This is a genomic window from Metabacillus sediminilitoris (assembly GCF_009720625.1).
Taxonomy (GTDB): domain Bacteria; phylum Bacillota; class Bacilli; order Bacillales; family Bacillaceae; genus Metabacillus; species Metabacillus sediminilitoris.
In genome coordinates this window covers 1249206-1276038 of the sequence record NZ_CP046266.1, presented here as the reverse complement: position 1 = coordinate 1276038, position 26833 = coordinate 1249206, and the positions used below count along the sequence as shown (strand labels likewise).

Annotated in this window: 19 protein-coding genes; 2 read left to right on the top strand and 17 right to left on the bottom strand. The window is 34.7% G+C overall.

The annotated features are described in order from the left end of the window. Window positions 1-415: 415 nt before the first annotated feature. Complete coding sequence (locus GMB29_RS06245) at window positions 416-2716, bottom strand: glycoside hydrolase family 3 C-terminal domain-containing protein (RefSeq protein ID WP_136355371.1); 2301 nt, start codon at window positions 2714-2716, stop codon at window positions 416-418. A 173-nt stretch (window positions 2717-2889) separates the two neighbouring features. Here GMB29_RS06245 and GMB29_RS06240 point away from each other — a divergent pair, with 173 nt between their 5' ends. Beyond that, window positions 2890-4125: a helix-turn-helix domain-containing protein gene (locus tag GMB29_RS06240; RefSeq protein WP_136355369.1), complete on the top strand. Its 1236-nt coding sequence runs from the start codon at window positions 2890-2892 to the stop codon at window positions 4123-4125. Between the two features lie 499 nt (window positions 4126-4624). On the opposite strand, the gene GMB29_RS06235 is transcribed toward GMB29_RS06240, so the two are convergent. The 14 genes from GMB29_RS06235 to GMB29_RS06170 all read right to left on the bottom strand — a co-directional run bounded on the left by GMB29_RS06235 (window position 4625) and on the right by GMB29_RS06170 (window position 21983). Beyond that, on the bottom strand, window positions 4625-5299 hold the full coding sequence (locus tag GMB29_RS06235; RefSeq protein ID WP_136355659.1) for a GIY-YIG nuclease family protein: 675 nt from the start codon (window positions 5297-5299) through the stop codon (window positions 4625-4627). 640 nt (window positions 5300-5939) lie between these two features. Beyond that, window positions 5940-6512, bottom strand: a complete 573-nt coding sequence (locus GMB29_RS06230; RefSeq protein WP_136355367.1) for a DUF502 domain-containing protein — start codon at window positions 6510-6512, stop codon at window positions 5940-5942. Between the two features lie 933 nt (window positions 6513-7445). After that, window positions 7446-8141 carry an L-ribulose-5-phosphate 4-epimerase gene (gene araD / locus GMB29_RS06225; protein ID WP_136355365.1) on the bottom strand — a complete coding sequence of 232 codons (696 nt, stop codon included), beginning with the start codon at window positions 8139-8141 and terminating at the stop codon, window positions 7446-7448. A 12-nt stretch (window positions 8142-8153) separates the two neighbouring features. Continuing rightward, entirely contained in the window at window positions 8154-9833 is a 1680-nt protein-coding gene (locus tag GMB29_RS06220; RefSeq protein ID WP_196305229.1) for a xylulokinase, read from the bottom strand. Window positions 9834-9880: 47 nt separating this feature from the next. Further along, window positions 9881-10837, bottom strand: coding sequence for a sugar phosphate isomerase/epimerase family protein (locus tag GMB29_RS06215; protein WP_136355360.1), 957 nt, complete (start codon window positions 10835-10837; stop codon window positions 9881-9883). A gap of 82 nt (window positions 10838-10919) precedes the next feature. Then, a complete protein-coding gene (locus GMB29_RS06210; protein WP_136355358.1) occupies window positions 10920-11951 on the bottom strand; it encodes an autoinducer 2 ABC transporter substrate-binding protein in 1032 nt (343 codons plus the stop codon). Between the two features lie 64 nt (window positions 11952-12015). Beyond that, a complete protein-coding gene (locus GMB29_RS06205; RefSeq protein ID WP_136355357.1) occupies window positions 12016-12978 on the bottom strand; it encodes an ABC transporter permease in 963 nt (320 codons plus the stop codon). Between the two features lie 14 nt (window positions 12979-12992). Beyond that, window positions 12993-13976, bottom strand: a complete 984-nt coding sequence (locus tag GMB29_RS06200) for an ABC transporter permease (RefSeq protein ID WP_136355355.1) — start codon at window positions 13974-13976, stop codon at window positions 12993-12995. Next, window positions 13973-15523 (bottom strand): sugar ABC transporter ATP-binding protein, encoded by a 1551-nt coding sequence (locus GMB29_RS06195; protein ID WP_211091261.1) that lies wholly within the window; start codon window positions 15521-15523, stop codon window positions 13973-13975. Before GMB29_RS06195 ends, GMB29_RS06200 begins: the two co-directional genes overlap by 4 nt. 32 nt (window positions 15524-15555) lie before the next feature. Continuing rightward, window positions 15556-16515: a ribokinase gene (gene rbsK, locus GMB29_RS06190; protein ID WP_136355352.1), complete on the bottom strand. Its 960-nt coding sequence runs from the start codon at window positions 16513-16515 to the stop codon at window positions 15556-15558. 9 nt (window positions 16516-16524) lie between these two features. Next, the gene (gene rpe / locus GMB29_RS06185) at window positions 16525-17214 is read right to left on the bottom strand and encodes a ribulose-phosphate 3-epimerase (RefSeq protein ID WP_136355655.1); all 690 of its coding nucleotides are present in this window, start codon (window positions 17212-17214) and stop codon (window positions 16525-16527) included. A 245-nt stretch (window positions 17215-17459) separates the two neighbouring features. Then, the gene (locus GMB29_RS06180) at window positions 17460-19121 is read right to left on the bottom strand and encodes a response regulator (protein WP_136355350.1); all 1662 of its coding nucleotides are present in this window, start codon (window positions 19119-19121) and stop codon (window positions 17460-17462) included. A gap of 2 nt (window positions 19122-19123) precedes the next feature. Continuing rightward, a complete protein-coding gene (locus GMB29_RS06175; RefSeq protein ID WP_168733885.1) occupies window positions 19124-20911 on the bottom strand; it encodes a cache domain-containing sensor histidine kinase in 1788 nt (595 codons plus the stop codon). A 19-nt stretch (window positions 20912-20930) separates the two neighbouring features. Beyond that, window positions 20931-21983, bottom strand: coding sequence for an autoinducer 2 ABC transporter substrate-binding protein (locus GMB29_RS06170; protein WP_227551544.1), 1053 nt, complete (start codon window positions 21981-21983; stop codon window positions 20931-20933). Between the two features lie 708 nt (window positions 21984-22691). On the opposite strand from GMB29_RS06170, the gene GMB29_RS06165 reads away from it, so the two are divergent. Continuing rightward, window positions 22692-22958 (top strand): ATP-binding protein, encoded by a 267-nt coding sequence (locus GMB29_RS06165; protein WP_136355346.1) that lies wholly within the window; start codon window positions 22692-22694, stop codon window positions 22956-22958. Between the two features lie 327 nt (window positions 22959-23285). On the opposite strand, the gene GMB29_RS06160 is transcribed toward GMB29_RS06165, so the two are convergent. Both GMB29_RS06160 and uidA read right to left on the bottom strand, forming a co-directional pair. Further along, window positions 23286-24746: an MFS transporter gene (locus GMB29_RS06160; protein WP_136355344.1), complete on the bottom strand. Its 1461-nt coding sequence runs from the start codon at window positions 24744-24746 to the stop codon at window positions 23286-23288. Window positions 24747-24915: 169 nt separating this feature from the next. Next, window positions 24916-26706: a beta-glucuronidase gene (uidA, locus tag GMB29_RS06155; RefSeq protein ID WP_136355342.1), complete on the bottom strand. Its 1791-nt coding sequence runs from the start codon at window positions 26704-26706 to the stop codon at window positions 24916-24918. Between the last annotated feature and the right edge of the window lie 127 nt (window positions 26707-26833).

The window sequence follows — 26833 nt, the reverse complement described above, 5'->3', positions numbered from 1 at the left end:
AGTTGTACTTTGCTATTGGATAAAATCGATATCATGAAGTACAACTAGTTCAATTCTTTTGATTAGGCTACGTTAGAATTTTATATAGAAATTTCCTATCAAATGAAAAAGGTAGGTAAAAGTAAGATTTAGTTTGGGTAAATTGTATTTTACACAAAGTCTCTCCTTTTCTTTCATTTCATCCACTGATCGTACATTTCCTTTCGCACTTGATTATATAAGCAAATATACAGCTGAGTTTATTTCAGGAACGAGCTTTTGTCTTAAGCTGTGAATGAAAAATTTTGGTCTAAGCAGTAAAACTTTTCTTCGCAGTAGAAATCTATAAGTTTTTGAAACGTGTTTCGTTTGCCTATTTTAACAAAATACAAAATATGGATTGACTCATCTAACCTTGAGTCAATCCATATTGATCTTAGTTCACAATCGTTTTTTTCTGTACGTCATTTAACTGTTTAATCATATCCTGCAGCTTTTCTTCAGTAAAGTTACCGTTACTAAAGTTTGATAATGCCCGCAATGGCATATATTTCATCATCGCTTCCATCATTTCATTAAAATCACCTTGATCTTCAGCGGCAGCTGCAAATGGGCTTCCTTCTTGCGCTTTTACGAGTAATTCTTTCGCAAGTGGTGCTACTTTAGGGTTTGAAAGCAGGTCACCTACTGTTGTATTACGATGAACTTGTAATGGAAGTTCAACAGTTGATTCAACTCGAACTTTTTCTGATAAGACAATATCTTTAGAGCTTTTTCCTACCAATAGTTCAAATTCTCCGCTTTCTACATGCCAATCTTTTAACTCTGTATTGTAGTAAGCAAATGAACGCTTATCTAAAGTAAAGGTAACTGCCTTTTCCTCACCAGACTGTAGTTCAATTTTTTCAAACCCTTTTAATTCCTTTACAGGTCTGCTAATGCTGCTTTCTACATCTTTTACATAAAGCTGAACAACTTCTTTACCAGCAACAGCTCCTGTATTTTTCACATTCACTGTAACAGTGAGTGTTTCTGAATCTTTTATTACCTTTGAGCTAACTGATAGATTGTTATATTCGAATGTTGTATAGCTTAATCCATATCCAAATGGGAATAATGGCTCTACATTTTTTGTATCGTAATAGCGATATCCAACATATATTCCTTCACGATACACTACTCTGTCTCCATCACCAGGGAAGAACAGATAAGACGGATTGTCACTTAATTGGTTAGGAAATGTTTCTGCAAGCTTTCCACTTGGGTTTGCATCGCCAAATAGAATGTCTGCAATTGCCCCGCCAAGTGCCTGCCCTCCAAGATAGCCCTCAAGTAATCCTTTTACTTTGTCTAACCAAGGCATTTCAATTGGTGCACCATTACTTAGAACAACAACTATATTTTGATTTACTTCAGCAACAGCTTCAATAAGACGCTTTTGATTTTCTGGAATGTGTAAGTGTACACGATCATATCCTTCAGATTCATAGCGATCTGGTAAACCCGCAAACAAGATAACATTTTCCGATTGTGAAGCAACTTCTTTAGCTTCTTCAATTAATGTTTCATCAATTGTATCTTTATCACGAAAGTAGCCTTGAGCATAGGCAACATTTACTGTTGACCCGGCTGTTTTTTCAATTTCTTCAACAATGTTTTCAAGCTTTGTTGGATTAATATGAGAGCTTCCTCCACCTTGATATCTTGGTGCCTTAGCAAATTCTCCGATTACCGCAATATTTCCCTCTTTTTTAAGCGGTAGGATGCTGTCTTCATTTTTCAATAACACCATACTTTCTCTAGCTGTCTCTCTTGCTAGCTGATGATGTGCTTCTTTGTCATACGTTGCGTTTTCTTTCTTTTCTTCTACTGCCTTAAAAATAATACGTAAAATACGTTCTACAGCAGCATCAAGCTTTTCTTCAGATAAAGTACCATTTTGAAGGGCTTCAATGACCTTGTTTTCGCCAATACCTTTTGAAGCCGGCATTTCGAGCTCTAGACCATTTGCAAGGGCAACATCACGTTCATTTACTGCTCCCCAATCAGAAACAACAAAGCCTTCAAAGCCCCATTCTTCTTTTAAGATTTCATTTAATAAGTAGTTATTTTCAGAGGCATATTCACCATTAACTTTATTGTAGGAACACATAACAGTCCATGGTTGTGATTGCTTAACTGCTCCTTCAAAGCTTGCCAAGTAAATTTCACGGAACGTTCTTTCATCAACAATTACATCTGTTGACATTCTGCGGTGCTCCTGGTTGTTTGCTGCAAAATGCTTAAGTGATGTTCCAACGCCTTGACTTTGAACACCTTGAATATGATTAGCTGCCATTTCCGATGAAAGATACGGATCTTCTGAGAAATACTCAAAGTTACGTCCGCACAAAGGTGAACGTTTAATATTTGCACCTGGTCCTAGAAGAACAGCAACATCTTCCGCTTGGCACTCTTCTCCTAGAGCTACCCCAACTTTCTGGATAAGCTTACGATCCCATGAGCTAGCCATTCCCGCTGCAGATGGAAAGCAAGTTGCTGGTACACTGTCAAATAATCCTAAGTGATCGGCGCCTATATTTTGTTTGCGTAATCCGTGCGGACCATCTGTTACCATAATAGATGGTATACCTAGTCGTTCTATTCCTTTTAAGTTCCAAAAATCTTTACCGGAACATAGATCTGCTTTTTCTTCTAATGTCATTTGTGAAATAAGAGATTTAATATCTTTCGTCATTATAATTCCTCCCTAAAAATCCATATTAGTAAACGCTTTCTTATAAACTATAAGAATATTATAAATAACGCTCTAACTTAGATTTGGTAATATTTTAGTTTTTTTAGCTATTTTTTAATATTTTTTATTCAATGTGTTATGATTTTAAGTAAAATTAATGTAAGGAGTCCGTTATGAAAATGCAGGATTTACAATATATTTGCAAACTGATTTATGAATCTTTTCACATTCCTGTTATTTACATAAATGAAAATGATGTTGTGGAGTTAGAATTTACTTCTCTGAATATTGAAAGCCCATTTCACACATCCAAACAAGAAATGTTAAAGCCATTTCAATTTTATAAGGATCATTTCCCATTCCCCTTATTCGTCACAACGGATTACTATGAAAATTATTTTATGATTCAAGTGATGGATCATAATCAATACAAAGGGACAATCATTGTCGGCCCTACCCTTCCATATGACCTTACCAATGAAAGAGTAAATGCACTGATTCATGATATGCCTATCCGAAAGGATTTAAGTGAGAAACTCGTCCATTATTATGAATTACTTCCTCGTTTATCAAATATGAAATTTATCAACATCAGTATGCAGCTGTACTATATGCTTTTTCAAAAAACGCTGGATCCGGCAGATATCATTCTTAAAAACATAGAATTGGGAGAAGACTTATTAAAAATTGAAGATCCTCATGTGGCAATTTCACAAAAACGGGAAAATGTGTCGTTTCACCATGATTTTATGTATGAGAAAAGGCTATTTCAATACATTAAAGAAGGAAGAAAGGACGAATTTTTAAAAATATATAAGTTAAGCCCTGAGAAAGGAGAGTTAGGAGTATTATCTAAAAAAAGTCAATTACGTAATAGTAAGAACCTCGGCATCACTGCAATTACACTAGCAACACGTGCTGCAATGGAAGGTGGACTTCACCATGAAATTGCCTATACACTAAGCGACTTGTATATTCAAAACCTTGAAGAATTAACGGATATGAAAACAGTTGATGCCTTTATGGAACAAGCCTTAAGCGATTTTGCTGACCGGGTACGGAAACATAAACAACATAGATACTCTAAACCTATTAATAGGTGTTTAAATTTTATCTACACTCACCTTTACGAAGATTTAACCCTTACAAGTCTAGCTAACCTTGTTGATCTGCATCCTAATTATTTATCTTCTCTTTTTAAAAAAGAAGTAGGAATTTCAATAGCTGAATATATTCAACGAACAAAAGTAGATGAAGCCAAGTCGTTATTAACATTTACCAACTATTCATTATTAAAAATTACTACGATTTTAAATTTTCATGACCAAAGCTATTTTACTAAAGTGTTTAGAAAATATACGGGGGTTACGCCGAAGAAGTATAAAAATACTCTAGAGAAGGGTCAATAGCAAACAGATTGATATCTTTCATTCATACAAGTGGATAAATTTCCTTCGTATTATTTTTAATATCTCATGGCAAATAAATAGCAAAACACCATTCACAAATGGGGATGCAACAGACATCCCCCTTTTCTTTTCTATATTGAATTTGCATAAAAGAGATATTATACACCAAGTTAAATTTTGTGACTCCAGAGAGGTTTTATCCTTCTTACCTTTATCGAAAGATAAAATGTAGCTTTCTGCAGCGCTTAAAGCATCAGCCCTCTCGATTTACAATCATTATGGAGCTCAATCCCTTCAACCAGTTGGCTTTCGGCCCGCCACCTAACTGTCTACGCTTAAAGACTAAAGTTACCTTTAGTCCTCCAAGACTCGCTACGAGCGAATGGCTAGTTCTTACTCGACGGGAATCCCACCCGTTATATGATACGACCTAAGCTTGGCCGCACAAGCGCCCGATTGTTGAAATCTTTGAAACAACTCTGTTGTTACGAACAAATATTTATATTTTTAAATTTCGCTTTTTCATCATTGTTATTGCCTGAAGTAAACCACCAGTAATTTTTCCACCGGCCATCCTATTACATACGAATTTAGCTGAAAATTGATTTATGAAGTTGTCCTCACTACTAAACGTTTTGTTTGTTTCATACGCATAAATTCTGGTAGTATCAAGAGCACGAAAACTATCAATTGAAAGTATCGAGGAATCAACATTACCCATTGGAAATAGAAGGCGATCAAAAGATTTGCTACTCGACCAATGCTGTCTAATACGTCTTTTAATATCATCCGTTGTACCAATGTACACTTGTGAATATTCATCAAGTACCATTACGTAATAACCTGCTTTTCCATCATACAAATTAAGGTCATACACCTCAGTGAATTGACTATTCTGTTTAAGAAACTCTTCTATTTCTGTACAAAATTCGCTGTGATTTAATAAAGAGAAATATTCTATAATTAAATCAAAATTCTCTAAACAGTCCTTAAGTTGTTTTTCACACCATTGTTCCATGTATATCTTACCTTCTTCATCAGCTTCATCAGCATAAATATCCCTAGAAAAACGTACTCTAAATGAGCTTCTATTATTAACAATTGCATATTTTTCTCGTGTTAACTTCAATCCTCGTTTGCCCTCAAGTACCTTCAATCCAAAATGATATGCCATAGGTCCTCCGCCTTTTTGTTGTCGCATAAGAAAATTTAATACATAACTATATGCATTTATATTATCTTGAAATCAAGTTCTCATACAGATAGGTAAGGGTTTGAAGTTATCGCTCCCTTTTCCCCCTGTTTACACCGTACATGAAACTTTCATCTCATAAGGCGTTCCAACTAATCCAAGCCATTCAATTCTATGAATTTATGAAGTTCTTCCAATTTTAATTGTATTTAATTTGCATAATCTACGAAGATCATTAACCTTTTCAAGTTGCTTATTGTCTAGATTGAGTTCTTTCAGAGCTACCATGATTTTATAATCATCTTTTATGTGAATGAGTCGATGAACTGATTCATGTAAGACAATTAAATTCGACAGCATTATATTCTATTTTTATTTTCATTAAACATGAGAAAACATTGTCAACTTATAGATAATACAGTAAATCTCTAGATTAAAAAAAGATAACGATATAAACGTAGGCACTGAAAAAGTCCTATTAAAGAGAAAAAGAAGTTAACAACCTACTGTATATAGAGACAAATTCTGGCATAAAAACCTCGCCTTTTTCTCGGCCAGTATTTTTATAATGTTGTGGATCTGAATATCTGCGATCTCCTAGAATGCATAAAAGACTATTTCCTTACTTTGATGTCATACCACCAGAAAGAATAAATTTCATCGCAACTTCCGGTTTTATATCAACGATTTCTACCTCGTCTTTTGGGACTAAAAATGTGAATCCAGCAACCTGAAAGGATTGTTGAACATATACAGCCACATAATCTTTTAATGGATCATACAGACTTTCCAAGTCTTCTGCCATAATAAATCCGAGGGTTTTAATTTCTGTACCAGGAATGGTAATCATCGCAACTTTAGAAAATGACTTTTTTTCACCAATAAATGAATGGATCGTGTCTTTTATGACAGTGTATATGATTTTAACAAAAGGTATTTTTTCGAGGAGCTTATCGATCAAACGAAAAATAGCTCCAGTTAAAAACTTAGTTGATAACCATCCTAAAATCGTGATAACTGCTAAGGTACAAATTAGACCTATGCCAGGTATATAATCTTCTTTTAAAAAAGGTATTAATATGTTACCTAAAAGTCCATCTAAAAAGATGAAAATTTTGTAGACAATGTAAACAACAAGAATAATTGGTACAAATGTCAAAATCCCATTAATAAAACTTCGAAAAATAATCTTCATATTTCTTCTCCTATTTGTTTTTTTCTATCATCATATTATACATAGTAATGAGCCTCTAAGTAACCGTCGGGAGCTAAACATATTATTACCCTCATTACACTCGTATCTAGAGCTTCTATTGAAGGTGGACTTCATGATGAAATTGCTTTTGGTTTACATTATCGTTTTATCCAACAAGTCGAGGAAGTAAATAGAGTGGATGAAGTTAAAAACTAGCGAGTGAGGTACTTTATACATTTGCAAATTTGATTTCTAAGTCTCCATAGTTTATGTGTTACTAACCCTCAGCTATATTACACCATCATTTTTAATAGTAAATACTTGCTCTTCTTTGTTATTTTCAGCAAATCTCGGTATATATCTTAAATTTAAATATACTTTTGACTATAGAGGAACTCTTCAAAAAATTAGGATTATACACGAAGTTTATTTAAGAAGATTTTAAGAGCGTTCATGCCTCTTCTTTATAAATTTTTATCATTCTATCAAGTTGATCTCTTCCGTATATTGAAATCTAAATAAACTTTGCAAAATATAAAGATCCAGAAAAAATAATCATCGTCAATAATTTGCAAATTTTACAAAGGGAAGTTTTATTTCAACTTTAACTTGTTGGTATTACAACATACTGACTCTGACAAAATTAATATTTCATAAACGTTGATATATCAGCATTTGTAAACATTTATTTAGTTGCCGGCTCTAATTTTCCTTTCTGGACTATTTATATTTCGATACCCTGAAGCAAAAATTCCAACTGCCAAAAGGCCCCCTCTAAAAATGCAAAAAAGTAAAGCTTCAAAAGAGACATTTCTCTATTGAAGCTTTACTTTATACTTATAATCTAGGATTTTGCTTACCATCACTGTGATAGAAACTATACAAAAGGACTTTGGGGAATCACATGAACCGTCCCTATGCTTCCCCAAAAGATTACTTTTGCCCATAATAAGCAACTGGACCGTGCTTTCTTAAATAGTGTTTATCAAGCAGATATTGATCTATTAGATCTATTTGTGGGTTCAATTGGAATGTATGGAGTGCCATTTTGGCTACTTCGTCTAGTACAACAGCATTATGAACAGCTTGATCTGCATTTTTCCCCCAACAAAACGGTGCATGTGAAGCGACAAGAACACCTGGCATTGCCACTGGGTCGAGATCTAATTTTTTAAACGTTTCTATGATGACATTTCCTGTTTCTAGTTCATATGCTTCTAAAATTTCTTGTTGTGTTAATGAGCGGGTTATAGGAATTTCACCGTAAAAATAATCTACATGCGTTGTCCCAAGAGCTGGAATCGGTCGATGAGCTTGTGCCCAACTTGTAGCCCATGGTGAATGAGTATGAACGATTCCACCAATTTCACTAAATGCTTTATATAGAACAAGATGAGTTTCCGTATCTGAAGAAGGGAGCAAAGATCCCTCAATAACATTCCCTGCTAAATCCACCACAACCATATCTCCCAGTTTTAGTTCATTATAAGCAACACCACTTGGCTTAATGACAACAAGCCCCTGTTCGCGATCGATTCCGCTTACATTTCCCCATGTAAAAGTGACTAGACCGTGTTTTGGCAGTTGAAGATTCGCTTCCAAAACATCTTTTTTCAACTGTTCTAACATACGGTTTCCTCCCTATATTTTTAATTCATGTTTAGAGTGATGAAGTTCTTCATTAAGCTGTTCTGCTCTTTCTCTTTTTATATTTAAACTATCAATGGCCGCTTGTTGGATTGTAAGTCCTTGTTTATAGCGCTTGATAAAAACTTCAAAGCCTTCAACATCTTTTTCGTCTACATCCACTTTTACTCCGGCATAATCAATATATACTTTTTTATTAAGATACTCTTCCAATGATTCATTTTCTTCTTTTTTGGTCATAAAAGATGCGAGCAGAGCAATCCCCCATGCACCACCTTCACCAGCAGTCTCCATAACAGATACAGGTGCATTCATAACTGAGGCCATTACCTTTTGGCCAACACCCTCGGTCTTGAACAATCCTCCATGTCCCAATATTTTGTCAATCTGAATTTCTTCTTCATTTAACAGAATATCCATTCCAATTTTCAGAACTCCAAGTGCTGAGAATAAATGTACACGCATAAAGTTTGCAAGATTGAAATTACTTTCAGGTGAACGTACGAATAATGGCCGCCCTTCTCTCATTCCTGTAATATTCTCACCAGAATAATAGCCGTAAGACAATAGTCCTCCGCAATCCCTATCCCCCTCAAGAGCCTGATTGAATAAGATTTCGAAGAGTTTGTCTGTATTGACTTCATAACCAAGAACTTCTGAAAACTCACTGAAAAGCTTCACCCAAGCATTAATATCAGATGAACAGTTATTCGCATGAACCATAGCAACCAGACTACCAGAAGGCGTGGTCACTAGGTCGATCTCCGGATGGACACATTTCAATTCTTTTTCCAGCACAATCATCGCAAATACCGACGTTCCCGCTGAAACATTTCCTGTACGCTCTGAAACACTGTTTGTTGCGACCATCCCCGTTCCTGCATCGCCTTCTGGAGGACAAAGTGGAATACCAAATTGAAGGTTCCCGCTCACATCTAATAGCTTTGCTCCTTCTTCTGATAAGTGCCCGGCTTCATCGCCAGCAAGCATTACCTGTGGTAAAATTCCTTCTAATTTCCACGGATAATTCTTTCCACTGATCAAATCATTAAAAGAATGAATCATCCTGATATCATAATTCTTTATTTCCACATCGATTGGAAACATACCGGAGGCATCTCCAATTCCTAAAACTTTTTTGCCTGTCAACTTCCAGTGAATATAGCCAGCTAATGTGGTGAGATAATCAATATCTTCTACATGTTCCTCTTCATTAAGAATTGCTTGATACAAATGAGCAATACTCCATCTTTGCGGGATATTATAATTGAAGAACTTTGTTAGTTTTTTTTCAGCTTGTTCAGTGATTGAATTCCTCCAGGTACGAAATGGCACCAACAACTTACCATCTTTGTTAAACGCCATATAGCCGTGCATCATCCCACTAAAGCCAATTGAGCCAACGTTTTGAAGAGTTATTCCATACTTTCCTTTCACTTCAGTTACCATTTCTTGATAACTTTTTTGAAGCCCCTTCCAAATATCATCTAGAGAATATGTCCATATCCCTTCTTGCAAAATGTTCTCCCAGGCATAGCTTCCGGAAGCTATTGGTGAATGGATAGAATCAATCAAAACTGCTTTGATACGAGTAGAACCAAACTCAATACCTAAAGCTGTTTGACTGTTAGCAATATCAACTTTTATTTGATTCACCTTATTAGCCAATATCATTGTTCCCCCTTAAAAACCCGACTTTTGAACTCAAAGTTTTGTGCTCGTTATTCATTACTTTCTAGAAGGATATTTTCACGTTCTCTAAAATAATTAGCAGTTTGTGCAACTAAATGATGTAATTTTTTAGAGTCAGGAATAGAGTTCATCGCAGGGTAAGGATCTCCACCTGGTCCTAGTGGTTCAGGCGTAACGAATTTTCCGTCCTGATTAAAGCCAATTAGATATAATGCCATAATAATAGTGTCAAAATCCATAAACCCTTCTCCCAATGCGCCACGATTACTATCTGCCATATGAAGATTGACAAGTTGATCACCTGCTTCAAGGATGGCTTCCCCAATATGTGCTTCCTCTGATTGCATGTGATACACATCCGCATTAATGTGATTGATTCCTGGGTGTCCTACCGCCTTAATATAATTTTTTGCATCAGCTACTGTATGAATGAAACTCGTTTCTGCAGCACGAATCGGCTCAATTGCACCTTTGATGCAATATTTCACAAATAGATCACTGACGATATTTAATGTTTCTACGCTTCTTAAAAACTCTGCATCGTCATATTCATTAGGTCTACCTACAGCCCCTGGTACAACTAATAAATAATGCCCCCCGACCTTATTCATAAATTCTAGTTCTCTCTTAATGTAATCAATTGCTGCTTGCCGCTTACTTGGAATATTGCTAGAAAGATCATTTTCTACTGAAAACATTCCACACACACCAGATACTTTCATTTCATATTTTTTAAGGATCTCTATTGTTTCTTCTACTTGATAGCCAAGATCATTCCCATAATGGTTTCCATGAAGCTCAATAAAATTGATACCGTTTTCTTTTAATCTTTTAACTGAGTCTTCTAACGTTTCAAGCCCAAATCCCCAATTACTCCATGACAAATTCAATTTCTGTTTAAAGCGTTCCGGTTGTTCTCTTTTTAATTTTAAAAAAGCTTCTCGAATTTTAAGATCCTTCAATTTATAATTTTGTTCCTGTATCATTTTTGTTCAATTCCTTTTCTCTTTTAATAAAAAATCCCCCTGACTACATACTTCCTTTAAGGGGGATTTTAGAATTTATTTTTTAGAAATCATAGTCTCCAGCATTTTCTTTTGTAAAATCAGTAGGAGGTCCCATGATAACTGTTTTTCCATCTTTCCAAAGCTCAATTCCCCCTACATTTTCAATGTTTTGTCCATTTTCTGGTTTTTTCCCTTCAACTAAATCTTTCGCAAGGGAAACTGTTAAATATCCTAATTTATCCGGCTCCCATAATACAGCCATATCTAAAGAACCATCTTCTAAATACGGGATGGAATCCTTCGGTAATGTTCCACCGATAACTGCAATTTTATCCTGCATTCCTTTTTCTTGAATCGCTTGAGCCACTCCAAGTGGAGCCGGTGTTGAAAAGACCATAATGCCTTTTAAATTCGGATGAGACTTCATTAAATCCAATGTTTTTTGATATGCAACTTGTTGTTTTTCATCAGTTGGAATTTTATCAGTTACTAACTTAAGTCCAGGATAATTCTCTTCCATTTCTTTCTTTGCGGCATCAATCCAAGTATTTAAATTTGCTGCAGAAAGTCCACCCGTTACAATAGCAATTTCTCCTTCTTCAGTACCCATTTGTTCAACAAGTGTTTGTGTAAAGTGACGACCATATGCTTCGTCATCAATTTGATGAACAGATAATTCTACAAGTGATTGGTCAGCTGGAGTATCCCAGTCGATTACAATGATTCCTTGCTCTTTTGCCTTTTTAAGAACTGGTGTTAATGATGCTGCATCATTTGGAGCAACTGCGATTGCATCAACATTTTGACTGATTAAATCTTCAATAACCTTTACTTGTTGTGCTGCATCCGCTTCTGTTGGACCAGTATAAATTACTTCTACCCCTAAATCTTTACCTGCTTGAATCGCACCTTCTTCAGAAGAGTTGAAATAAGGAATACCAATTAACTTTGGTACAACAGCAATTTTAATTTTGTCATTGTCACCCTTGCTTTGTTTTTCACTGCTATTTCCTGAAGCACCACTTGACACACATCCAGCTAATAAAACCCCTACAAGCATTACTGATGTTATAAGACCAAGAATCTTTTTCATATTATTCTCCCTTTTTTAATAAAGTTTTTTATATTAATCTGAAAATCAGATTACATACATTTCCTCATGCTACAGCTGTTTTTTGAGCTTTTTCATCCAATTTAAATTTTGCAAAGTTTAATACTAAGACAAAGATCAGAATAGCTCCCATTATGACGTTCACGATTGATCTTGGAACACCTAATAAATTCAGTCCACTAGAGAGCATTTGGAAAATGATCGCTGCGTATACTGTCCCAATTACTTTTCCATATCCACCTTGAATTTCTGTTCCCCCAAGGACGGCTGCGGATACACTTTGTAATAAGTAGGATGAACCTAAGTCCACTTTTGCTGAGTTATAACGTGATGTCATAATGATTGAAGCAATGACTGAAAGCAATGCAGCAAATAAATAAACTTTCATTAGGACTCTACTATTATTTACCCCAGAAAAGAGGGAAGCGACTGGGTTACTACCCACCATGTAAACACTTCTACCCCATTTCGTTCTTGTTAAGAGTACTCCCGTTAAGATCGCAATGATGATAAAAATGATCATCGAAAGTGGAACAATCCCCATATAATAACCATTTCCTATTAAGCTATAAACCTCGCTAAATCCAGATATTGAATTCCCTTTTGTAATACTCAGGATGATTCCTTCAAACAACACCATTGTTCCCAATGTGACAAGAATTGGAGAAACACCGATTTTTGATACAATCACTCCATTTAGCAGTCCACATAAGAGCCCTACGATAATACCTACGACAATAGAAAGAATGACTGGATACCCATGGCTTTGCATAATGGCAATAGTTACTCCTGATAATGCTGCAATGTAAGTGATGGATAAATCGATACCACCTGTTACGATGACAATCATCATCGCAATGGCAAGTAAGCCAAACTCAGGGAGCTGGAACATCATATTATTTAAATTATTGTGACCAAAAAAACCCGGTATAAAGAGACTCATTAACACAAATACACTTAAAGCAATTAATCCCAAAATATTTTCTTTTGATAATGATATCGCTTTCATTTCCTCACCCCTTGTTAAGCTTCTACTTCGATCTTGGCTAACTTATCTTGTGAGCGTTTATATTGAAGTTGGTCAAAAGAAACGGCTAACAAAATAATGAATCCAGTAAATACTTTTTGCCAAAATGGATCAATTTTAGCTAAAATAAGACCATTCTGAATAATCCCTAACAACAATACTCCTAAGACTGTTCCCAATATGGTTCCACGTCCGCCCATAATGTTAGCACCACCTAGTACAACAGCAGCAATAACCATTAGTTCTAAACCAAGCATCCCATTAGGATCCACTGATTTTGTATATGCAGTTTGAGCAATTGCAGCAATCCCTGCTAAAAAACCCATATATGAGAATACAAAAATTTGAACTTTATCAAAGTTTATCCCCACTCGTACTGCGGATTCTTTATTTCCGCCAATCGCTAACACTTCACGTCCAATTAATGTATATTTCAAGATATACCATGTTAAAATTGCAACAGCTGCAAATATGAGAATAATAATTGATACACCAAATACTTTGATATTTGCAAAGTTAATAAAAACTTGCGGGAAATTACTACTATTTAGATATACACCATTCGTGATATAGAGAACTAATCCATTGATGATACTCATCATCCCTAATGTTACAACAATTGCTGGAATCTTAATCTTTGATACTAACACTCCATTAAGTGCTCCTAAAAGAATTCCTAATAATGGTGCAATTAAAAATGCTATTATTAAGGACATAAAATGATCTGGCATAATCATCAATAATTTGACTGTAATGACACAGACAGCACTTGTCACTGCAGCAACAGATACATCAATTCCCCCAGTAATGATAATTAACGTCATCCCTACTGCTAATATACCAATGACTGAGTTTGCTTTTAATACATCTAGCAGATTATCTGCAGTAAGGAAAACTGGGCTTACAAATGCTAATGTGATGCAAAGTAATAAAACAATGCCTACAATACTCATTTCTTTTGATTTTAAAAATGTTTTCATGCGATAACCCCCTTACTAACGGGACTGTTCGTTTCTGTTTTAGCATTTTGAGAACCGAACAAGGCGTAATTCATAATATTTTCTTGCGTTGCTTCTTCAATATTTAATCCCCCGGCTATTTTCCCGTGTCTCATGACTAAAATACGATCGCTAACAGCTAGCACTTCAGGTAATTCCGATGAAATAACAATAATCCCCATTCCCTCTTTAGCAAGCTGTCGAAGTAATTTATGAATTTCCGTTTTTGCACCGATATCAATTCCGTTTGTTGGCTCATCAATGATTAATATTTGTGGTTTTGTAGAGAGCCATTTTCCAATAACTACTTTTTGCTGATTCCCTCCAGACAGATCTCCTGCTGCTCTTTGTGGAAGTGCAGGTCTCACATCTAGCGTTTCAACATAGTGGTTGGCCAAGCCGATCTCTTTTTTACGTTTAATTAATCCAAGGCGGTCACGAAGTTGATGCAAAATCGGAAGAGAAATATTATTAATAATTGATTGCCCTAATATTAGACCTTGTGTTTTCCTACTTTCAGGTATATAAGCAATCTTGTGTTTCACAGCATCTACTGATGATTTGATACGGACAGGCTGACCACTTAACTTCATTACCCCTGAATCTGGTTTGTTCATTCCGAAAATAGCTTGTGCCAGTTCTGTACGACCTGAGCCGACCAATCCTGTAATCCCTAGCACTTCTCCCGCTTTTAACTCAAAAGAAATATCTTTAAAATTTCCGTCTTTCGATAGTTGATGAAGTTCTAGTAAAGTTTGACCCCCTGCTATTCTTTGTTGATTTTTCTCATACTGAACTTGTCTACCTACCATTAATGTAATTAATTTATCTTCATCTAGTTCTGCAGCAGGGTAGCTACCCACATACTTCCCATCACGTAATACTGTAAATTGATCTGAAACCGTAAATAATTCTTTTAGTTTATGGCTGACGAAAATAATAGAAATTCCTCTTTGTTTTAACTTATTAATTACTTTGTACAGTTTTTCAACTTCCCCGGATGAAAGCGAAGAGGTCGGTTCATCCATAACAATTAATTTTGAATCAAATGCAAGTGCACGAGCGATTTCAATTAGTTGTTGTTGAGCTATACTTAGTTTTTCCACCGGAGTATGAACATCGATTTCAAAATCTAGTTCTTTAAGGGCCTTTTTCGCAACCGCTTCCATTTCACCCCAATTTACTTTTTTCCATGGCTTTTTATTACTATCGCGTCCTATATAAATATTTTCCGCAATCGATAAATTAGAAAATAAACTCAAATCTTGATAAATAATAGATATACCCTTTAATGTCGCATCGATTGGTTTATGAATCTGTGCTTCTTTTCCTTCAAAAAGAAATTTTGCGCCTTGATCCGGTTTGTATATCCCAGCTAAAATTTTGATTAATGTTGATTTTCCCGCTCCGTTTTCTCCAATTAAAGCGTGAACCTCACCTTTTTTAATTCGGAGACTCACATCATCCAGAGCTTTTACACCAGGAAATGTTTTACTGATATTTGTCATTTCTAGTAAATATTTGGACACTTATGCCTACCTCCGTTCTAGCTCTTAGATTCTTATCTTAATTGCTTAGTCCGAAGACCATAATAAGTAAGATTATTTTCCACACAATACTCATTTAATTGCTCTATTGTCGGTAATCCTGATTGAGCACCTAATTTTGATACTTTAAGTGCTGCGACAATCGCTGCAAATCGTGCAGCAGATTCAAGACTTTCCCCATCTGCAATCGCACATGCCAATGCCCCAGCATAAGAATCACCAGCACCAACAGTATCAACAGCGTTCACTGGGATTGCTTCAATAAAGGTTGTTTTCCCGTTTTCATAAAGCAATGCGCCTTTGTCAGCCATTTTAATGATGCAATTTTTAATTCCAAAAGTTTGATCAAAAAATTTACCTGCTTCAATCGCTGTTTCAATTGACGTTACTTCAATACCTGTTAGATGTTTTGTTTCTTGGAGATTAGGTGTAATGACATCCGCATAAAGCAATGCCTCTTTTGTGACCCCTTCTGCAGGAGCTGGATCTAAGATGATGAACATTCTCTTACTTTTAGCTTCCATCATGGCACGAATCACGACCGCTTCAGGAATTTCCATTTGCACTAGTAATACCTTACTATTGTCTATTTGTGAAAAGGCTTCTTGAATATCATGTTCGTTTAAAGAATCATTAGCACCTTTAACGACCAACATTGTATTTTCAGCTGTTGCATCCACAGTAATGATGGCACATCCAGTTGATTCATTTTCAACTCGTTTTAAGAAAGAAGTTTCAATTTGATGCTGCTTAAAATTTTTTTCTATTTCTTTTCCGTATGCGTCAATACCGATTGAACCTATCATATTTACTGATTTTCCAAGTCGAGCACAGGCCACCGCTTGATTAGCCCCCTTACCTCCACATAAGTTTGTCACACTATGCCCAAAAAGGGTTTCCCCATGTTTAGGATATTGATTTGTTAGGGCAACGATATCCATGTTAATACTCCCTATAACCGTTATTTCAGCCATATTTATCCCTCACAGTTTTATACTTTTATTGACTTCGATATCTTCGATAAAATTTCGGAGCTTAGAAACCGCTAATTCTAATGAGAGATTTGGCTTAAATAAACTAGAAGTTCCACAAACTAGCATATTTGCCCCATTCTTCAATACATCAGGAATGGTTTCATAGCCAATATTCCCATCCACTTGAATATCAATCTTGTATCCGTTTTCATTAATAAGATATGTTAAATCTGCTAGCTTCTTGTTCATAAGTGGAACAAATTTTTGTCCCGCAAATCCAGGATTGACAGTCATTACTGTTATATAATCAACAACATCTAATACATATTCAATATCTTGAATAGAAGTTGCTGGATTTATTGCTACTCCTGCCTTCAAACCTCGATCTTTTATCGTTTGTAAAGTTCTTTGCAAATGATTCGTCGCTTCAGCATGAACAGATATCATGTCTGCACCCGATTCTATAAACAAGTTTAAGAAATCTTCCGGCTTTTCTACCATAAGGTGTATATCAAATGATTTTTCTGTAAACTCTCTTAATCTCTTAATTAAATCTGGGCCTAGTGTAAAGTTTGGAACAAATTTCCCATCCATTACATCGATATGAAAAAAATCTACACCTGCTTGATCTAGTGTTAAAACTGAATCTTGAAGATTCCCCATATCAGCACACATAAGTGAAGGACCGATTAATGCCATACGTAAACTCCCTTTCATCACCATTTTATTAAAACCCCTTACATATGAAGGGATAGTCGCTTTTCAGTTTGTTTTCTTGTTAGATTTACTATATAAAGAATCCCGCTTTGTTACTAGGAGACAATATTCTGATTAGGGTGATATTATTCGGATGATTACAAAAGACTTCTTTATTTAAACAGAAAAAAACTCCGTATTTTGCTGACACTTTCTTCAAAATACGGAGTTTCCTATTAAGAAAAATCTTATTTCTCTTGCAACACTTGCTGTTTATAATTTCTTTCCCTATATTGGGATGGAGATTGATTCGTCCATTGTTTAAATAGTCTACTAAAATATTTTGTATCTTGATATCCCACATTTGTAGCGATATCATAGATTTTCATATCTGTCTTTTCTAGTAATTCCTTAGCCTTTTTTAACCTTGCATTTGTTACATAATTTAATATGGTTTCACCTGTCTGAACTTTAAAGATTTCACATAAATAAGTAGGGTTTAAATAGACATTGTCTGCCATTTTCTTAATGGTAATATTTTCACTCAAATGATGATGAATCCACGTTTTTACTTGATGGATTGGATCAGTTTGCCCGGAATCTATTTCTTTCATTTTATTTACCAAACGAATCATCCAGTTTTTAATTTCATCCTTTAATTGAATGAAATTCGCCGCTTTTTTAGTCATTTGAAATGTTTCAATAAACATCTTGATATCTACAGAAAAACGATCGTTTTCCACCAAATGATTGATGCTGCGAATACATAAATATTGTATAGACTCTTGAATTAATAAAGGTGATTTTAAGCTTTCGATTTCTCGAAAGAAATGAGAGAGCGCCTTTGAGATTTCTGCTTCACTTTTTTCATCGAGTGCATTCATAATTTGCTCCGTATATTTGTACACCGAAGATGACATTGTCGATGATTTTTCAATTGAGAGTTCGTTTAAAGTACTCAGACGGAAAATAACATGATTACCTTTGATCATACGAAATTGGATTAGTGATAGTAATTGCTCTCTCATAGTTGGCAAAAGTGATAAATCTTCAAATTCATTTCCGATTGCAATCGAGGCTGTAAATTTCAAATATTTTCGAATGATCATTTTTAATTTTGCTAAATATTCCTCAACTAGACTGGAGAAGGATGGATTCACTCTAATCAATTCCTGATCATATAACAATAACCAAAAACTTAAATTATCATTTTTCCAAACCCAAGAATCTATCCCTTGATTGCTTAAATCATTTGCTATCGACTCTTTTATAATATTCTCAACAGCAAAATGCCAAGCTCTACGCTCTGATGCTGAAATTCCCTTTGATTTTGCGAAAACTTGGTCAATGTCGATATGAGCAAATAGATACCGTCCCTTCGGAAACTGAAAATCCCATTCCATTAAGGAAATATCTGTTTCATCGTTCCAGGTCAACTCACTTAAAAATTGAATTTGTTTCGTATAAAATAATTGAGATGCTTTTTCTTGAATATCTCTCAATCTATCTTTTTCTTTTTGTTTTTGTATAATTTTTTCTTTTACTTCATTTAATTGTAATTGAAATTTTTCGCGATCGATCGGTTTTAAAATATAATCGGTTGCCCCTTCCCGAATCGCCTCTTGTGCATATTTGAAATCATCAAAGCCACTAATAATGATTGAAAAAAAGTCATTCGATTCGCTGTTTAATTTTTTTATAAGTGTTAAGCCATTCATAATTGGCATTTGAACATCAGTAATTAATAAATCAATTGATTTAAATGTATTCACAATGGCATCATACGCTTCTTGTCCATCGGAAAATGCCCCGATCACTTCCCAGTCTTCTCCATTTGATCGTACAAGTCTTTCAATTCCTTTTCTTATTCTCGGTTCATCATCTACAATAACAGTTTTGATTTTCCCCACTGTTAATTTCCCCTTTCGATATTACTTAGGCTAGGTTCAACGGTTTTAGGAATTCGTAGATAGACTTCTGTTCCTTTATCGACTTTACTTTTTATTTGTAAGCCAAATTCCTCACCAAACATCATCGCAATCCTTGCATGTACATTGATAATCCCAAATCCAGAATCTCTGCTTTTCATTGGATCAGATCCTAATAAATGATGAATCCTTAACAAGGTGTTTTCATCAATTCCAGGTCCATTGTCTCGGATAATAAATAAAATAACCGACTTACCATCTTGATTGATTTCTTCAACCACTTCGATTTCGATTTCGATTTCCTTTCTTTTTTCTAATCCGTATTTGATTGCATTTTCAATGATCGGTTGTAATACAAACTTCGGTGTATAATACTTACAACTTTGAACCTCTTCATGAATTTGAAAGGATAACCGATCTTCAAACCGAAATTTTTGAATATCCAAGTAATCACGAATGTGTTGAACTTCACTAGCAATTAAAACTAGACTGTCTTTATTACTAATCGAAAATCTCATCATTCTTCCTAACAATGTAATCATATGAACGCTCTGTTCTTGCTCGCCGTCTTCAATTGCCATTCCGATTGTTTCTAAGGTGTTGTACATAAAATGAGGATTAATTTGTGATTGTAATGCGTATAACTCAGCATTTTTTTGCCGAATCTCTATTAAGTAGTTTTTTTGAATCAATTCTCGTATTTTATTAACCATGGAACGAAAACTTTTTGCTAAAATACCGACTTCATCATCTGAATGTATAGGAACTTCTACATTAAAGTTGCCTGTTTCTACATCTTTCATAATATGGCTTAATTGTTTAATCGGTTTTGTTACTGTCCAAGCTAAAAAAATAGATATAACCGTCGAAATACAAGCCATTATAACAAAGATTAAAACGGTTACATTTCTAACAATATCTGTTTGTTCCGTTAGGTTTTTCTTCGGTATACTATGTCCTAAAATCCAAGGAAATTCTTTACCTTCATCTAAACTAATTAGTGTTTGTTGACCATTTACATTTGTACGGAAGCTTCCATTAAATAGTGGAAAATGCTCAATTTCTTTCATTGTTTTTCCCATTCGATCTGGATTTGTATGATAAAAAATCTTACCTTGTTTATCCATAAGCCACATTTCAGTATTTTCTTTTCTATTCAGGTCTTCTAGAACTCCCTCAAAAAAACTGACATTTACAGCTAAATATAAAGTACCTAAATATTCTCTATTATCAAAGTCTGTAATTTGTTTAACAAGTAATATAAATGATGGGTTGTCTTTAAATGTTAGATTAATTTGATTGGATAACAACAGATCCATCTCACCGAACTGAATCCGATCATTGGCATAAGGTAAAGATCCATCCTCAAAACCAAATCCTTGATAAGATGTTCTTGTACTAGCAAATAGGCGTTGATTTGAAACTAAAAATGCACCCAATATATCAGAATTATTTGATGTAAGGTAAATACTAGATAAATAGTTTTGAACAACATACTTACCTCGAAGCTGAGATGACTTATTTTGTACCCCGTGATTCCTTAAAACTTCCATCACTTCACCAGAGCTATATATAAGTTCAGGCAAGCCTTCAAGCTTCCTAATTTCATTTTCAATATTTTGATTTGCTTGATTTAATAATTGTGGAACATATTCTCCAACCTGTCTCTCAATAGATTTGGAGAATTGGTTATAGACAATGAATCCTAATGTGGCCATTGGAATGACTGTTAATAATATGTAGGTAATGATTAATTTGTTAGATAATCTCAAGCTCTTTATTTTTCTATATTTAAAAATCATATTGATCAACATTTTCCTTTGAAATATTAATTGGCTGGCCCATAATGACCATATCATCTTCATATCCAATAATTCCAATATTCTGAATTTGTTGTCCACTATATGGACTCTCACCATTTAGTAAGTTATTTCCCAAGCTAACTGTTAAGTACCCTAGTTTTTGAGGACTCCATAGTGTGATCATTTGTGCAACTCCCTCTTTTAGAAACGGCTTCATTAATAGGGGAGATGATACACCGATTACTTTTATATCTCCTGTCTTTCCCTTATCTTTGACAACCTGGGCAGCTACAGGGGGATTGACAGTAGATATACCAATAATCCCTTTTAAATCTGGGTATTTCTCTAAAACCTTTTGTGTTGCCAAATATGCAGTATGTGGGTCTTCATTTGTTGGTATTACATCTACCCGTTCCATATTCGGATAATACTCAATATTTTGCTGATCGATCCATTTGATCCAATCATTTAAATTCGCTGCAGTGGATGAGCCAGTTAATATGACATATTGTCCATTTTCATTCATTTCTGAGGCAAGCACATCCATTAAATGTCGTCCTAATATTTCTGGGTTGACCATATTAACAAAAAAACTCCGGAATTCTGGGTTGGTATCTGAATCCCATGTAATAACTTTTATTCCTCTATTTTTTGCCTTTTGCAAAGCATAGCCCAATTTTATTGGATCATTTGCCGCAACTGCAATGACATCTACATTACTTTCAATCAATCCTTCTATGATTTGTGCTTGCTCTTCCCAACTAGCGGTTGATGGACCTTTATAAATGATTTTTACACCTAAATCTTTCCCAGCTTCTAAGGCTCCTTCTCTAACAGCGTTAAAATAAGGGATCCCTTCAATTTTAGGTACAAATCCAATCGTATAAGGTTCATCATTTCGTGTCTTTTTTGGTTCAATGTCCTTCTGTTTGTTTCCTTCACCATTATAAACAACTTTATACTCAGTCGATGTTCCCCCAAGTATACTGCAACCACACAAAGTAATTAGAATTAATGTAAAAAGAAAGTATTTTATTTTCACAATAATTCCCTCCATTCATACTATTTAAGAGAACAAATTCATTTAGAGAATAGAGGAATAAAAGTTATAATAAAGTGACTGAATCACTTTCAAAATATATATTGATTTCATCATATCTAATGTTATAAAACGCTTTCATTTTCTTCCAAAAATATATAAGCATATCCTCATATTTATTTTTGGATGTTTAACATATTTTGCGAATTTACACCTATTATGCAGGTACTTATTACTAATACAAAATTATACCATATTAATCTTTAAAAAAATTATTTATATCCTATTAAATTCCCCCCCTTTAATTGTTTTTCATAGACATTGCTGTTTCAATAGTTACTAATATGTTCATCATAATGGAACATAGATTATTGGGGACTTACATAGATTTTACATAGATCAATAAAACACAACCTTTTTTGGTATAACTAGATATATGGTTGTGTAAGCAATTGATCTGCTAGGTGAAAAGCATCATACGACATCGTTTTATCAATACTTGTAAACCTTTGCTTATTTTGTGAATTTGGATGATATCCTCTGGGAGTTCTATAATAATCTACTGCTTCTGACACGTCTAAAGTAGTAATACCAGCTTCATCTCTTTCTTCATGGGTATTCGGGATATAGTTAATAATTAAACCTTCATCACCACGTGCTACAGCAGAACGTTGTTTACTTACTTCATCTAAAGCTTTAATAGTTTAGTCAATGCTACGTGGTGGTCAGTTAAGTATCCAAATTGAGAATGTCAAAAAAGATATATTAATAATTGTAAAAGACAATGGAGTCGGAATGACAAAAGAACAGGTAGATAGACTTGGTGAACCTTACTATTCAACTAAAGGTTCAAAAGGAACGGGACTTAGGATGATGGTAGTAAACAGCATTGTCAAAGCAATGAATGGAATTATTCGAGTTGAAAGTGAGGTAGGTGTTGGGACAACTTTTCGTTTTATTTTCCCACATAAACTTTAATTAAATACGTAAATTGAACATTCAAGGAACATAGAAAATAAGAGTTTATCTTACAATATAGAAGATAAGTCTTCTTATGTAAGCTTATTTGATAGATCCATAGAGGAATTGATATAATTCTTCCTCTTTGCACAAATACGGTTAGGGTATTGTTTTATTTCTGCTATGTTTTTCACAGAAGAATTAAAAAAACAATATAATCCTGTATTTTATATTAACAAACTTCCCCTGTTAAGAACCTAATTTTGCTATCTTATTCCTTCCAAACGTAATAAAACTCCTGGAAATATTAATTACCAGGAGTTAGAAGCGTTTTCATTTTCATTCTTATAATGCAGCAATATCGTCTTTGTTTACATTTGATTTAATTTGTGCAATTCCCTTTTGAATGTCTTCCATTCTCTTAGCATCAAGATGATAGAACTTCATTGCTATAATTGATACGATCAAGCAAAGAGCTGGTAAACCAAATGCTAATACTAATGTTGTAACAAACAATGGTGTGGTTAATGAATCTCCAACTTCAGGAAATTGTGACTTGTAACCAATAATTCCGACAACAGCACCAACTATAGTAGGTGCTAAAGATGAAACAAGCTGATCAATAAAAGAGAAAATCGTTCCCATCATCCCTGGTACGTAACGTCCTGATTTATGTGTTTCATAGTCTGATACATCGGCGATCATTGGAACAACTAATGTTGTTGGAATATTGGCAAAGCCTATCGCTACTGAATATAGAATTAAGAATAAGACAGTCGAAACTCCAATACTCTTAAGTGAGATTGTTGACGGATTATCTATTAGTAAAAATAGAACAATTAAGCCCGCAAAGCCTAGTATTCCGATCCATGCTGAAATAACATATGACTTTTTTAAACCTGTCTTTCTAGCGATGCTAACAATATAGAATGTAATAAATAAAGTTGGAATAATTGTAATCATACCAATTGTACCACTTAGCGTATAATCCCCTAGTAAAATACCAAACAACATCACGCCTACTACAGAATAACGATTAATGCTCATTGCTAATTTATCAAATGATGCGGAAATTGAAAGCATCTGTAACGGCCTGTTTCCTTTAATAACGCCCCAATACTCACGTAAAGTAGTTTTTGTTCCCTCTTCTGCTAAACCATAGTATTCCTTCTTATCTTTTGCCCAAATACCTACGATAGCGAACAGTGCACATATCCCGGAAATAATAAGTCCATACATATTCAATTCTGTAAATAAAGATAAAGTAAAATTTCCGTGTTTGGGTACTAGATAGTTTGAAACAAAAATTTGTCCCCCAGTGAAAACTCCAATGTTATAAACACTATCAAAAATTGCATAAAGCGGACGCTGTTTTGGATTATTTGTTAATACAGTTTGACCAGCTTTTGTAACACTGCATTGTAATGAATAACCAATTTTGTTGATAATCAACATAGCCGTAAAGAAAATGAACTGCACCGATTCTGGCAATAAATGAGTAACACTAAAGATAATAACGATAGTACCAGCAGAAATAATATTTCCTACTATAATTAACGGTGTAAACTTACCAAACTTAGACTCAGTCTTATCAATGATATATCCAATGGCCGGATCAATTATTCCATCGAATAGCCGTGCTGCCATTAAAACCGAACTGATTATCATCACAGCAAGTCCTGCAATCCCTGTAGCATAATAAGTAACAAACCCTAGTATAAAAGCGTGAAGATTCGTGGATGTGTTGTTTAGCGTAAAAAAGGCAACTTGCCATAGTTTTGCTTTATTATTCGTTGAATTTGACATAATCCCTACCCCCTTATTAAATTAAGCGATCTCATTTAAAGATATAAAAAGTTGGAATATTCCTTATCAAGAAAGCCCTTTCATTAAAATCTAAAATTCAAGCTATATTATTTACAAAGTCAAAGTGTTGGCTTAACCAGTACTTTGACTTTGTGTAACCGTTTGTCTTTTAACCTTTATAACCAAAGTCCGGTATTTCTTTCCAACGCTCTCTTAAATGGTGTGCAACAGCCTTTGGTTTACGATCACGGGTGAAAATACCTTTTTTATTACCTTGAACACGCACTATTCCTTGACTTGTAGCAAAATCAGCAAAGTTCCACACTTGCTCACCAATAAATTCCTTATATTCATCAAAAACTTCATGACTTGAACGGTAGAATTCAACCTGAAATTCTTCTGTAAACATAACAGGGTCAACATCATGCAAACCTGCTATCGTATCTGCACCATACTCTGTGAACATAATTGGTTTTCCAGGGCATCGTTTTCTCCAGCCGTCCAGTTCTTTCCCAAGATATGCTTTGACGATATCCCATTCACCACCTTCGATATACCATCCATAGTAACGATTTAAGGCAAGTATATCGACAATTTCAGCGATCTGACATTTTTCTGGGCTTGACTCTACATGAGTTACGATTGTAACAGGCCTCTTCTGCGGATCAATTTCTTTTGCCAAATTCACAAGAGGCTCAAAATATTCACGAGCACCTTCCTCCTCTGAAGCTGGTTCGTTTGCAATAGACCACATAACAACACTCGGATGATTTTTATCCCGTGCAATTAAATCTTTAATTACCTGGCAATGATGGTCGTATGTTCCAATATGTTCCCATGTATTACGAAACTCCCTTCCACCAAAGAAAGTAGCAGCAAAATTTAAATGAACACCAACAGCTGGAGTCTCATCAATCACAACAATACCTTCACTGTCTGCCAAACGCATGATTTCCTCTGAATACGGATAGTGTGCAGTACGGAAGGAATTTGCACCAATCCATTTCATTAAGTTGAAATCCATGACATTTGCAGCTTCGTCAAATCCTCTGCCGTGAATTGCAGTATCTTCATGTTTACCGAATCCTTTAAAATAAAATGGTTTATTGTTAATTAGGAACTTACCATCTTTTATTTCTACTGAACGTACACCAAATGGCTGTTCATATACATCAACCACCTTACCATCTTTAATAAGTTCGATTTTTAATGTATAAAGATATGCATTTAAAGGTTCCCACAGTTTTACGTTTGATATATAAAGAGATCCTTCTTCCCCTGATGCTGACGCTACAGTTAAACCACTTTCGTCTATAGCACTCACTGTTACTTCTGCATTCCCAACAATATCAACTTTATATTGAACAGTCCCATCAGTATCAGTAACAACAGCAACATCCTGTAAAAATGTTTTCGGTGTTGTATATACCTTTACTGGTCGATGCAGACCAGCATAGTTAAAAAAATCAAAATTTGGTTGATTCCTTATTACTTTCCCTATACCTTCAACCTCACGTTCTTTGTAAAAACCAACAGGTAAAGTTGTTTCATCTAATATATTATCAACCGCAACAGTTAATCGATTCTTTCCACTCTGCAAGTATTCGTTAAGCTCTGCTTCAAATGGTAAAAATCCACCTTTATGCTCAATTACTAGCTCCCCATTGATATATACTTTTGCTTTATGTGTGGCTGATCCGAATCGAAGAACAATACGCTCTGTTGAAAATAGTTCTGGAACAATAAATTCTCGCTCGTACCATACCAAACCAACATGATTACGAATATCACCAGTAACACCAACATCATTAAAAGAAGATGGTACAGCCATACTGATCGAGTCTGTTAATCCGTTTTTATACCACTTTTCATGAAGTCCTTCACCTTTATCCACTTTAAACCGCCAGATACCATTTAAGTCAATGACACTACGTGTTTCAGTTATAATTGGGTATAACATATTTGTTGACTCCCCCGTTCTTCCTTTTTACCTAGGATATTAATCTCTACTAAACTTTTGAAACCGATTTCTTAAAATGATTATAGTTTTTATTTTTATAACATTATGGTATGTTTTACAGATAAAA